Consider the following 12321-nt stretch of genomic DNA (forward strand, 5'->3'; position numbering starts at 1 on the left):
CAAGCTCCCTCACCACAAGAATTCTTTCGCTTTAAGAGCTGACTTAAGCAGGCTCGGCCACTGTGCCGAATGCCCCCTGACGCATCAGTAGAATCACCAATCCAAACGCCCCCGCCGCCATCAACAACGGCAACGCATGCCCGCTGATCCACTGACTGCCCGCCCCCGCCAGCAACGGCCCGATCAGACAGCCCACACCCCAGAGCTGCGCAATGTGCGCATTGGCCCGCACCAGCGCATCGTCGCGATAACGCTCGCCGATCAGGATCAGCGACAGAGTGAACAAGCCACCCGCACTGGCGCCGAACAACACCCACAACGGCCAGATCAGCAGCGTATCGATCAGCATTGGAATCGCCAGGCTCGACAGCATCAGCACCACCGCGCAACCGGTGAACAACGTGCGTCGAGACAGGTAATCCGCCAGCGCGCCAATCGGCAGTTGCAGTAGCGCATCGCCGACCACCACAGTGCTGACCATCGCCAGCGCGATCTCGGCGGTGAAGCCCTGTTGCAGGCAATACACCGGCAGCAGCGTAAGGATCATCGCTTCGAACGCGGCGAACAGTGACACCGCCCAGGCAATCGCCGGCAGCTCCCGGGCAAACCCCCACAGATCGCTGAACGTAACGCTGCTGGATTCACTGCTCGGCGCACCACTGCGGCCCATCAACAGCAATGGCGAGACTGTCAGCAGCCCGACACCGACCCAGAAACCATAATCATGCTCAGTGCCTAGCGCACCCAGCAGCAGCGGACCAGACAGTTGGCTCAGCGCGTAGCTGCTGCCATACAGAGCGACCAGACGACCGCGCCAGTGTTCGACGACCAGTTGATTGATCCAGCTTTCGCCAAGGATGAACACGATGGTCAGGATCACCCCAATCATCAGGCGCAGCACCAGCCAGACCGGATAACTCGGCAACAGCGCGAGCAAGCCGATCGACAACGCCCCGGCCCACAGGCAAAGACGCATAAGGTTCGCCGTGCCGAAACGTGCCGCCAGATGACTGGAAATCTTCGCGCCCAGCAATACGCCAATCGCCGGCATCGCCGCCATCACGCCGATGGCGAAAGAGCCGTAACCCCAGCTCTCCAGACGCAACGACACCAGCGGCATGCTAACCCCCAGGGCCAGGCCGACACTCAAGACAGACGCCAACACGGCGAAATACGTCGCCCAACGCATGGTCCACGCTCCTGTGGATATTCTTATGTGCGCCACAAAACCAAATGTGGGAGCAAACCCTGTGGTGAGGGGATTCATCCCCGACAGGTCGCGCAGCGACCTCAAAACCTGCACCCTCGCATGCACTGGTTTTGCGACTGCTTCGCAGCCGATCGGGGATAAATCCCCTCACCACAGAGACTTGCTCCCACAGGGGATCTCTGTATGTTCGGGAGCCCGGCCGAGCCAGGCTCCTTTCAATGGCTTACAGCTTGATCCACGTCGCCTTCAGCTCGGTGTACTTGTCGAACGCGTGCAGCGACTTGTCGCGACCGTTGCCCGACTGCTTGAAGCCGCCGAACGGTGCGGTCATGTCGCCGCCGTCGTACTGGTTGACCCACACGCTGCCGGCGCGCAGTGCTTTGGCAGTCAGGTGCGCCTTGGAGATGTCCTGAGTCCATACCGCAGCGGCCAGGCCGTACGGCGTGTCGTTGGCGATCTGGATCGCTTCTTCGGCGGTATCGAAGGCGATGACCGACAGCACCGGGCCGAAGATCTCTTCCTGAGCGATCTTCATCGCGTTGCTCACACCGTCGAAAATCGTCGGCTCGACGTAAGTGCCACCGGTTTCCTGGAGGATGCGCTTGCCGCCCGCCACCAGTTTGGCGCCGTCGGTGTGACCGGATTCGATGTACGACAGCACGGTGTTCATCTGCTGGGTATCGACCAGCGCACCGACATTGGTTGCCGGGTCCAGCGGATTGCCCGGCTTCCAGGCTTTCAGCGCCTCGATCACCATCGGCAGGAATTTGTCCTTGATCGAGCGTTCGACCAGCAGACGCGAACCGGCGGTGCAGACTTCGCCCTGGTTGAAGGCGATGGCGCTGGCGGCGGATTCGGCAGCGGCTTGCAGGTCCGGCGCATCGGCGAAGACGATGTTCGGGCTCTTGCCGCCGGCTTCCAGCCACACGCGCTTCATGTTCGATTCGCCGGAGTAGATCATCAGCTGCTTGGCGATCTTGGTCGAACCGGTGAACACCAGCGTGTCGACGTCATTGTGCAGCGCCAGCGCCTTGCCGACGGTGTGGCCGTAGCCCGGCAGCACGTTGAGCACGCCTTTCGGAATGCCGGCCTCAACGGCCAGCGCAGCGATGCGAATCGCGGTCAGCGGGGATTTTTCCGACGGCTTGAGGATCACCGAGTTACCGGTCGACAGCGCCGGGCCAAGTTTCCAGCAGGCCATCATCAGCGGGAAGTTCCACGGCACGATGGCGCCGACCACGCCCACCGGCTCGCGGGTCACCAGACCCAGTTGATCGTGCGGAGTGGCGGCGACTTCGTCGTAGATCTTGTCGATCGCCTCACCGCTCCAGCTCAGCGCTTGCGCCGCGCCCGGGACGTCGATGTACAGCGAATCGCTGATCGGCTTGCCCATGTCGAGCGTTTCGAGCAACGCCAGCTCTTCAGCGTGCTGCTTGAGCAGGCTGGCGAAACGAATCATGGTGGCTTTGCGCTTGGTCGGCGCGAGGCGCGACCAGACGCCGGAATTGAACGTGGCGCGGGCGTTTTCCACGGCGCGCTGGGCGTCGGCGGCGTCACAGCTGGCGATCTTGCCCAGCAGACGGCCATCGACCGGGCTGATGCACTCGAAAGTCTCGCCGGAGACGGCGTCGGTGTATTCACCGTTGAGGTAGGCGCGGCCTTCGATCTTCAGGTCGCGAGCACGTTGTTCCCAATCGGCACGAGTCAGGGTGGTCATTCGAGTGTCCTCCTCTTGTTGAATAGAGCGCCGCGTTCTTCGCGGACGTCTTCAGGAATGCTGCCCGGCCAGCCTGCTTTTCGGCCCAAGGCACCCGCCACCCTAAACCAGCGGCCGGGGTTGTTTCAATATATTTGACATAAGCGCGCCATACGCCCTTGCGGTGTTCATTTTAATAAACATAGACTTTGGCCCTTTCAAGCCACCGCGCCGTCATCACGGGAGAAAACAACAATGAACATCCAGAACGTCGTCGACATCAGCCTGACCAGCAGCGAAGCCGAACGCTATCGCCCGGACCCGGCCAAAGTGCTCAAGGGCGATCCCGAGCAAGCGGTGTTCAACCAGTACGACAGCCCTTGTGGGCAAATGGGTGTTGGCGTGTGGGAAGGTGCGGTCGGGCAGTGGACGGTGAACTACACCGAGCATGAATACTGCGAAATCCTGCAAGGGGTTTCGGTGCTGCGTGACAGCGATGGCAATGCCAAGACCTTGCGTGTTGGCGACCGCTTTGTGATTCCGGCCGGTTTCCGTGGTACCTGGGAAGTGCTGGAGGCTTGCCGCAAGATCTATGTGATCTTCGAACAGAAGGCCTGAGGATTTTCGCTGGCTGATCCGGCCCCATCGCTGGCAAGCCAGCTCCCACAGGTTTTGTGGTGAACACAAATTTTGTGCCTACCGACGATCATTGTGGGAGCTGGCTTGCCAGCGATGAGGCCCGGCCGGATACCGCAGAAATCCGAGGCAACAAAAAAGGCCCGCATCTCACGATACGGGCCTTTTTCGTAAGTCGGGAAAAATCAATTACTTGATTTTGCCTTCCTTGTAGATCACGTGCTTGCGAACAACCGGATCATATTTCTTGATCTCGATTTTGTCCGGAGTAGTACGCTTGTTCTTGTCGGTAGTGTAGAAGTGACCAGTACCGGCGCTCGAGATCAAACGAATCAATTCACGCATGATTAGCTCCCTTAAATCTTGCCATCGCGGCGAAGTTCGGCGAGCACGACACTGATGCCACGCTTGTCGATGATGCGCATGCCTTTGGCAGATACGCGCAGACGCACAAAACGTTTCTCTTCTTCAACCCAGAAGCGGTGATGCTGCAGGTTCGGCAGGAAACGACGACGGGTTTTGTTGTTTGCGTGGGAAATGTTATTCCCGGTTACCGGACCCTTACCGGTAACTTGACATACTCTCGACATGCCTCAGCCCTCTAAAACCACATGCCCAACCCGGCATGGGTTGGCCGCTTAATCTCTCAGTCATTTGGCGCCAGGCGCCGCGTTTCTTTAGAGGTCTTACCGGCTACACCTACAGTGAAGGAACCGGGCCCCTAGAAAAGAGCGCTGCTTTATACCAGAAAGACCGGGGTGCAACAACAATGGATGTACAATCGACCGGTAAAAAGGCGCATTTTCCGCCTGCAGACGCTTTGGATAAAGGCTGAGGCGAGTTTTGACCACTCGTCGCAGAAAACCGCTCTAACAGACGTTTCCGACTTTTCCTCGTGGACCGCGGTCTGAAAAACGTCACTGCGCTGCCCCAAAAATGCAAAAAGGGGATAGTCATTTGCAATCCAGCCCTCTAGGGTAACCCTTTTCCAGACTGCACCTGCAGATGGCCTTCGATCTGTAAAGGAAGCCGACCATGCGCCTCGCTGCCCTACCCCTGTTGCTCGCCCCGCTTCTGCTGAGCCCCCTGGCCCAAGCTGCCGCCCTGAGCGTGTGCACCGAGGCCAGCCCTGAAGGGTTCGACGTGGTGCAATATAACTCGCTCACCACCACTAATGCCTCGGCCGACGTGCTGATGAATCGCCTGGTGGACTTCGACACCGCCAGCGGCAAAGTCGTGCCGAGCCTGGCCGACAGCTGGGAAGTCAGCACCGACGGCCTGACTTATGTGTTCAAGCTGCACCCGCAGGTGAAGTTTCACAGCACTGACTATTTCAAACCGACCCGCACCCTGAGCGCCGAAGACGTCAAATTCAGCTTCGATCGCATGCTCGATCCAGCCAACCCATGGCACAAAGTGGCGCAAAGCGGCTTCCCGCACGCCCAGTCCATGCAGTTGCCGGCGCTGATCAAGAAAATCGACGCACTCGACCCCCTGACCGTGCGCTTTACCCTCGATCACCCGGACTCGACGTTCCTCGCGACCCTGAGCATGGGCTTCGCCTCGATCTATTCCGCCGAATACGCCGACAAGCTGCTCAAGGCCGACGCCACCGACAAGCTCAACAGCCAGCCGATCGGCACCGGTCCGTTCGTGTTCACGCGCTTCCAGAAAGACGCCTCGGTGCGCTACAAGGCCAACCCGGACTACTTCGGCGGCAAGCCGGCGGTCGACCCGCTGATCTTCGCCATCACCCCGGACGCCAACGTGCGCCTGCAAAAGTTGCGGCGCAACGAATGCCAGATCGCTCTGTCGCCAAAACCGCTGGACGTGAAGGCTGCGCAGGAAGAGCCGACGCTGAAAGTGGAAAAGACTGACGCCTTCATGACCGCTTTCGTCGGCATCAACAGCCAGCATCCACCGCTGGACAAGCCGGAAGTGCGCCAGGCGATCAACCTCGCCTTCGACAAGGCCAACTACGTCAAAGCCGTGTTCGAAGACACCGCACAGCCGGCCAACGGCCCTTACCCGCCGAACACCTGGAGCTACGCGAAGAACCTGCCGGGCTATCCGCACGACGTGGCCAAAGCCAAGGCGTTGCTGGCCAAAGCCGGACTCAAGGACGGCTTCCAGACCACCATCTGGACGCGTCCGTCCGGCAGTCTGCTTAACCCGAATCCGAGTCTGGGCGCGCAATTGCTGCAATCGGATCTGGCGGAAATCGGCATTCAGGCGGAAATACGCGTGATCGAGTGGGGCGAACTGATTCGCCGCGCCAAGGCTGGCGAGCATGACCTGCTGTTCATGGGCTGGGCCGGCGACAACGGCGATCCGGACAACTTCCTCACGCCGCAGTTTTCCTGCGCGGCGGTCAAATCCGGCACCAACTTCGCCCGCTACTGCAATGCCGACCTGGACAAGTTGATCAGCGCCGGCAAGACCACCAGTGAGCAAGGCGTGCGCACCAAGCTGTATGAACAGGCGCAGGCGCAGATTCAGCAGCAGGCGCTGTGGTTGCCGCTGGCACACCCGACTGCCTATGCGCTGACGCGCAAGGATGTGCAGGGTTACTCGGTGAGCCCGTTCGGGCGGCAGGACTACTCGAAGGTCACCCTGAAATAACCCGTCACAACACAATTCACCTGTGGGAGCGGGCTTGCTCGCGAAGGCGTCGGATCAGCCAAACTCTTATTGACTGACACATCGCCTTCGCGAGCAAGCCCGCTCCCACAGGGGTTGGTGTTTGTTGTTGAACGCTACATCCAGCCACACTCCGCCATCGACAGCGGCTCGCCGTCGCCAATGATGAAGTGATCCAGCACCCGTACATCAATCAGGTCCAGAGCCTTCTGCAAGCGCTTGGTCAGTTGGCGGTCCGCCTGGCTCGGATCGCTGTTCCCCGAAGGGTGGTTATGGCAGAGAATCACCGCTGCCGCGTTGTTGGCCAATGAGCGTTTCACCACTTCCCGAGGATGCACGCTGGTGTTATCGATCGAGCCGCGAAACAGTGCCTCGAACGTCAGCACCTGATGCTTGGAATCGAGAAACAGGCAGCCAAACACCTCGTGTGGCTCGTGGCGCAGCATGGATTTCAGATAGTCCCGAACTGCCTGCGGATTCTCCAGCGCCGGTTTTTTACGCATGCGCTCGGCCAGATGTCGCCGCCCCATTTCCAGCACCGCCTGCAACTGCGCGAATTTCGCAGGCCCCAATCCCAACTGTCCGCTGAACGCCGCAAGATCGGCCTCCAGCAACGCGCGCAGGCTGCCGAATTGCGTCAACAGGTGTCGCGCCAGATCCACCGCGCTTTTTCCCGTGACCCCGGTTCGAAGAAAAATCGCCAGCAACTCGGCGTCCGAAAGACTTCCCGAGCCCTGTTCAAGCAGCTTCTCCCGCGGCCGCTCCGCCGCAGGCCAATCGCGAATACTCATACACCTTCCTTGTCTGTGGGCACCGCTGTTCCGTAGCGGTCGCTGTGATATCGTAGCCCATCTTTTTTGCGGGCGAATTCACCCTGGGGAGGGGGTTTCGCCACGTATGTCACCCACGAAATGTAAAGGCAGACCTATGCAGCGGCTGTATCGGAAACGCATCGTTCTGGGCGTCGGCGGCGGCATTGCGGCCTACAAGAGCGCCGATCTGGTTCGTCGCCTGATTGACCAGGGCGCCGAAGTGCGCGTGGTCATGACCCATGGCGGCGCCGAGTTCATCACCCCGCTGACCATGCAGGCCCTGTCCGGGCACCCGGTTCACCTCGACTTGCTCGACCCGGCCGCCGAAGCGGCGATGGGCCACATCGAACTGGCCAAATGGGCCGATCTGGTGCTGATCGCCCCAGCCACTGCCGACCTGATTGCGCGTCTGGCCCAAGGCATCGCCAACGATCTGCTGACCACCCTGGTGCTGGCCACCGACGCCGTGGTGGCCGTCGCGCCAGCCATGAATCAGGCGATGTGGCGCGATCCGGCAACCCAGGCCAACCTGCAAATCCTTGAAAGCCGTGGCCTGAAGACTTTCGGCCCGGCCTCTGGCAGCCAGGCCTGCGGCGACGTCGGCATGGGCCGGATGATGGAAGCCACCGATCTGGCGCAGTGCGCGGCGGACTGCTTCCAGCGTCAGGCGCTGACCGGTAAGCACGTGGTGATCACCGCCGGCCCGACCCAGGAAAACATCGACCCGGTGCGCTACATCACCAACCACAGCTCCGGGAAAATGGGCTTCGCTCTGGCCGAAGCCGCGGTGGAAGCCGGCGCCCGCGTGACCCTGATCAGCGGCCCGGTGCACCTGCCGACGCCGGATCGCGTCACGCGCATTGATGTGGTCAGTGCCCGCGACATGCTCGCAGCCTGTGAATCGGCCATCCCGTGTGATGTGTTCATCGCCTCGGCAGCGGTGGCGGACTACCGTCCGGAAGTCGTTGCCCCGCAAAAACTCAAGAAAGACCCTACAAGCGGCGACGGCTTCGTCCTGCAAATGGTGCGTAACCCGGACATCCTGGCCACCATCGCGACCCGCCCCGACCGCCCGTTCAGTGTCGGCTTCGCCGCCGAGACCGAACACCTGCTCGACTACGCTGCACGCAAGCTGAAAGACAAGAATCTCGACCTGATCGTCGCCAACGACGTCGCCAACCCGAGCATCGGTTTCAACAGCGAAGAAAACGCCTGCAGCGTGATCGACCGTGAGCTTCATGCCACTGTTTTCGCCCAGACCAGCAAGAGCAAGATCGCTCGCCAACTGGTCACTTTTATCGCCGAACGTCTGAACCAGGTTTAATTTACATGCACGCTTTGCAAGCCAAGATCCTCGACCCACGCATCGGTACCGAATTCCCGCTGCCGCAATACGCCACCCCAGGCTCCGCCGGCCTCGACCTGCGCGCCATGCTGGAACAGGACATCGTGATCAAGCCAGGTGAAACCGTGCTGATCCCAACCGGTCTGTCGGTTTACATCGGCGACCCGAACCTCGCCGCCCTGATCCTGCCGCGCTCGGGCATGGGCCATAAGCACGGCATCGTGCTGGGCAACCTCGTTGGCCTGATCGACTCGGATTATCAGGGCCCGCTGATGGTGTCCTGCTGGAACCGTGGCCAGAGCGACTTCACCATGACCGTCGGCGAGCGTCTGGCGCAACTGGTGTTGGTGCCGGTGGTGCAGGCGCATTTCGAAATGGTTGAAGAGTTCGTCGAAACCGAACGCGGCGCGGGCGGATTTGGCCATACCGGCACTAAATAACCCTGAAATATTATTGTGGCGAGGGGATTTATCCCCGATGGGCTGCGAAGCGGCCCCAAGGCTTTTGGATCTGCTGCGCAGCCATCGGGGATAAATCCCCTCACCACAAAATTTGTGCTTTTTCGGCAGCAGGTTTTAGCACCGAAAATCAAGGTTTTGCCGGCCGCAGGCCACGCCAGCCGAGGCGTCATGGCCCTTTCACACCACGAACTCTCTGCGGAAAACGCCGTCATACCCTTCAGTTTGAGCCTGCCGCCGAGTGAATCGTCGGTGTGTCCCGCCACTTTCGAGATGGAGCATTTGTGCAGATGAGCACCCCCGCCAAGATCGCCCCGAAGCTTCCCGACAGCATCTTCCGCGCCTATGACATTCGCGGCACCGTGCCGGAATTCCTCAATGCCGAAACCGCTTACTGGATCGGCCGCGCCATCGGCTCACAGAGCCTGGCCCAAGGTGAACCGAATGTTTCCGTCGGTCGCGACGGTCGCCTGTCCGGCCCGGAGCTGGTTGCAGAACTGATCCGCGGTATCGCCGAGAGCGGCTGCCACGTCAGCGACGTCGGCCTGGTGCCGACACCGGCGCTGTATTACGCGGCCAACGTGCTGGCTGGCAAGTCGGGGGTAATGCTCACCGGCAGCCACAACCCGTCGAACTACAACGGCTTCAAGATCGTGATCGCCGGCGACACCCTGGCCAACGAGCAGATCCAGGTGCTGCACGAGCGCATCAAGACCAATGACCTGACCAGCGGTCAGGGCAGCGTGACCCAGGTCGAAATCCTTGACCGCTACACCACCGAAATCGTCAAGGACGTCAAACTGGCCCGCCGCATGAAAGTCGTGGTCGACTGCGGTAACGGCGCGGCCGGCGTGATTGCCCCGCAACTGATCGAAGCGCTGAACTGCGAAGTCATCCCGCTGTTCTGCGAAGTCGACGGCAACTTCCCCAACCACCACCCGGACCCGGGCAAGCCCGAGAACCTCGTCGACCTGATCGCCAAGGTCAAGGAAACCAATGCCGACCTCGGTCTGGCCTTCGACGGTGACGGCGACCGCGTCGGCGTGGTGACCAATACTGGCAGCATCGTCTACCCGGATCGCCTGCTGATGCTGTTCGCCCGCGACGTGGTGGCGCGCAACCCGGACGCGGAAATCATCTTCGACGTCAAATGCACCCGCCGTCTGGTGCCGCTGATCAAGGAATACGGCGGTCGCCCGCTAATGTGGAAGACCGGTCACTCGTTGATCAAAAAGAAAATGAAACAATCCGGTGCTCTATTGGCCGGTGAGATGAGCGGGCACATCTTCTTCAAGGAGCGCTGGTTCGGTTTCGACGATGGCATCTACAGCGCCGCACGGCTGCTGGAGATCCTCAGCAAGGAAAAATCCACCGCCGAAGAGCTGTTTGCGACCTTCCCGAACGATATTTCTACGCCGGAAATCAATATCCATGTGACCGAAGAGAGCAAATTCAGCATCATTGATGCACTGCACGACGCACAGTGGGGCGCAGGCGCCGACCTGACCACCATCGACGGCGTGCGAGTCGATTACGCCAAAGGCTGGGGCCTGGTGCGCGCCTCCAACACCACACCGGTGCTGGTGCTGCGTTTCGAGGCCGATGACGAGGCAGAACTTGCGCGTATCAAGGCTGTGTTCCACGCCCAACTGAAACGCGTTGCACCTGATCTCCAACTACCGTTCTGATTCACCCGGAGCCCTGAATGACCCTCGAACGCGAAGCCGCCGCCCACACCGCCCAGGTCCTGTCCGAAGCGTTGCCTTACATCCGACGTTATGTCGGCAAGACCCTGGTGATCAAATACGGCGGCAACGCGATGGAAAGCGAGGAGCTGAAAACCGGCTTCGCCCGCGACATCGTCTTGATGAAAGCCGTGGGCATCAACCCGGTGGTGGTTCACGGCGGCGGCCCGCAGATCGGTGATCTGCTCAAGCGCCTGTCGATCGAAAGCCACTTCGTCGATGGCATGCGCGTCACCGACGCCGCGACCATGGACGTGGTGGAAATGGTCCTCGGCGGTCAGGTCAACAAAAGCATCGTCAACCTGATCAACCGTCACGGCGGCAGTGCCATCGGCCTGACCGGTAAAGACGCCGGGCTGATTCGTGCGAAGAAACTGACCGTCACCCGCCAGACCCCGGAGATGACCCAGCCGGAAATCATCGACATCGGTCAGGTGGGCGAAGTGGTCGGGATCAACACCGAGCTGCTGAACCTGCTGGTCAAAGGCAACTTCATCCCGGTGATCGCGCCGATCGGCGTCGGTGAGAACGGCGAGTCGTACAACATCAACGCCGACCTGGTGGCCGGTAAAGTCGCCGAAGCGCTGAAAGCCGAGAAGCTGATGCTGCTGACCAACATCGCCGGCCTGATGGACAAGTCCGGCACCGTGTTGACCGGCCTGAGCACCCAGCAGGTCGACGATCTGATCGCCGACGGCACCATCTACGGCGGCATGCTGCCGAAGATCCGTTGCGCACTGGAAGCGGTTCAGGGTGGCGTTGGCAGCTCGCTGATCATCGACGGTCGCGTACCGAACGCGATCCTGCTGGAAATCTTCACCGACACTGGTGTGGGCACGCTGATCAGCAATCGCAAGCGTCCGTAAGCCGTCGCGGAAACGAAAAGACCCCGCTCAGCCTGACTGAGCGGGGTCTTTTTTTGCCTGCGGCCTTCCATCTATTGTGGCGAGGGAGCTTGCTCCCGCTTGAGTGCGCAGCGCTCACAAGCTTTTCGGGTCTGCTACGCAGCCCAGCGGGAGCAAGCTCCCTCGCCACAAAAGCTCATTCCACAGTTCAGACGCCGAACTGGGCGCGATACGCTTCCACGGCGGGCAAATGCTGCTTGAGCTGCGGGTCGTCGGCGAGGAATTCCAGCACCTGGTTCAGCGAAACGATGCTGATCACCGGAATACCGAAGTCACGCTCGACTTCCTGGATCGCCGACAATTCACCGTTACCACGCTCCTGACGGTTCAGGGCGATCAGCACGCCGGCCGCCTTGGCGCCGTCCTGGGACGCGATGATCTGCATCACTTCGCGGATCGCGGTGCCGGCAGTGATCACGTCGTCGATGATCAGCACGTCACCGGTCAGCGGCGCGCCGACCAGGCTGCCGCCTTCGCCGTGGGCCTTGGCTTCCTTGCGGTTGAAGCACCATGGCAGGTCACGGTTGTGGTGTTCGGCCAACGCGACAGCGGTGGTGGCTGCCAGCGGGATGCCTTTGTAGGCCGGGCCAAACAATACGTCGAAAGGAATGCCGCTTTCGGCGATGGCTGCCGCGTAGAAACGCCCCAGCTGCGCCAGGGCCGAACCCGAGTTGAACAGGCCGGCATTGAAGAAGTAAGGACTGGTGCGCCCGGACTTCAGGGTGAACTCACCGAAGCGCAAAACGCCGCGATCGATGGCAAAACGAATGAAATCGCGCTGATACGCTTGCATGAAAAAAACCCCAAATACCACGGATTTAGCTAATTAGCTTGACGCCGTGTATCATACACGCACGCGATTTTTGGGGCCATT

The 12321-nt window shown here is 60.6% G+C and carries 11 protein-coding genes and 1 pseudogene; 6 read left to right on the forward strand and 6 right to left on the reverse strand.

What is annotated here, in order from left to right; genetic code table 11:
- Positions 1–43: 43 nt before the first annotated feature.
- A complete protein-coding gene (locus ACOYXI_RS18540; RefSeq protein WP_461675147.1) occupies positions 44–1189 on the reverse strand; it encodes an MFS transporter in 1146 nt (381 codons plus the stop codon).
- Positions 1190–1433: 244 nt separating this feature from the next.
- A complete protein-coding gene (locus ACOYXI_RS18545) occupies positions 1434–2927 on the reverse strand; it encodes an aldehyde dehydrogenase (RefSeq protein WP_047596781.1) in 1494 nt (497 codons plus the stop codon).
- A gap of 234 nt (positions 2928–3161) precedes the next feature.
- Here ACOYXI_RS18545 and ACOYXI_RS18550 point away from each other — a divergent pair, with 234 nt between their 5' ends.
- Positions 3162–3524: a cupin domain-containing protein gene (locus ACOYXI_RS18550; RefSeq protein WP_097089496.1), complete on the forward strand. Its 363-nt coding sequence runs from the start codon at positions 3162–3164 to the stop codon at positions 3522–3524.
- Between the two features lie 207 nt (positions 3525–3731).
- Here the strand turns inward: ACOYXI_RS18550 and rpmG are convergent, their stop codons facing one another.
- The gene (gene rpmG, locus ACOYXI_RS18555; RefSeq protein ID WP_003177274.1) at positions 3732–3887 is read right to left on the reverse strand and encodes a 50S ribosomal protein L33; all 156 of its coding nucleotides are present in this window, start codon (positions 3885–3887) and stop codon (positions 3732–3734) included.
- 11 nt (positions 3888–3898) lie between these two features.
- Positions 3899–4132 carry a 50S ribosomal protein L28 gene (gene rpmB, locus ACOYXI_RS18560; protein ID WP_003229474.1) on the reverse strand — a complete coding sequence of 78 codons (234 nt, stop codon included), beginning with the start codon at positions 4130–4132 and terminating at the stop codon, positions 3899–3901.
- Between the two features lie 445 nt (positions 4133–4577).
- Here rpmB and ACOYXI_RS18565 point away from each other — a divergent pair, with 445 nt between their 5' ends.
- On the forward strand, positions 4578–6164 hold the full coding sequence (locus ACOYXI_RS18565; protein WP_225136772.1) for an ABC transporter substrate-binding protein: 1587 nt from the start codon (positions 4578–4580) through the stop codon (positions 6162–6164).
- 134 nt (positions 6165–6298) lie between these two features.
- Here the strand turns inward: ACOYXI_RS18565 and radC are convergent, their stop codons facing one another.
- Positions 6299–6973: a RadC family protein gene (gene radC, locus ACOYXI_RS18570; protein ID WP_098966267.1), complete on the reverse strand. Its 675-nt coding sequence runs from the start codon at positions 6971–6973 to the stop codon at positions 6299–6301.
- A gap of 136 nt (positions 6974–7109) precedes the next feature.
- Here radC and coaBC point away from each other — a divergent pair, with 136 nt between their 5' ends.
- The 4 genes and pseudogenes from coaBC (at position 7110) to argB (ending at position 11408) form a co-directional block, all read left to right on the forward strand.
- Positions 7110–8318: a bifunctional phosphopantothenoylcysteine decarboxylase/phosphopantothenate--cysteine ligase CoaBC gene (gene coaBC / locus ACOYXI_RS18575; RefSeq protein ID WP_027610411.1), complete on the forward strand. Its 1209-nt coding sequence runs from the start codon at positions 7110–7112 to the stop codon at positions 8316–8318.
- A gap of 5 nt (positions 8319–8323) precedes the next feature.
- Positions 8324–8779 (forward strand): dUTP diphosphatase, encoded by a 456-nt coding sequence (gene dut, locus ACOYXI_RS18580; RefSeq protein WP_003229483.1) that lies wholly within the window; start codon positions 8324–8326, stop codon positions 8777–8779.
- A 329-nt stretch (positions 8780–9108) separates the two neighbouring features.
- A pseudogene (locus ACOYXI_RS18585) lies at positions 9109–10485 on the forward strand (phosphomannomutase/phosphoglucomutase); the annotation flags it as partial.
- A gap of 17 nt (positions 10486–10502) precedes the next feature.
- Positions 10503–11408, forward strand: a complete 906-nt coding sequence (argB, locus tag ACOYXI_RS18590; RefSeq protein ID WP_003229488.1) for an acetylglutamate kinase — start codon at positions 10503–10505, stop codon at positions 11406–11408.
- A gap of 187 nt (positions 11409–11595) precedes the next feature.
- Here argB and pyrE read toward each other — a convergent pair whose 3' ends face one another.
- Positions 11596–12240: an orotate phosphoribosyltransferase gene (gene pyrE / locus ACOYXI_RS18595; RefSeq protein ID WP_011336558.1), complete on the reverse strand. Its 645-nt coding sequence runs from the start codon at positions 12238–12240 to the stop codon at positions 11596–11598.
- Positions 12241–12321 lie beyond the last annotated feature (81 nt).

Source organism: Pseudomonas sp. G3-19 (genome assembly GCF_054855875.1).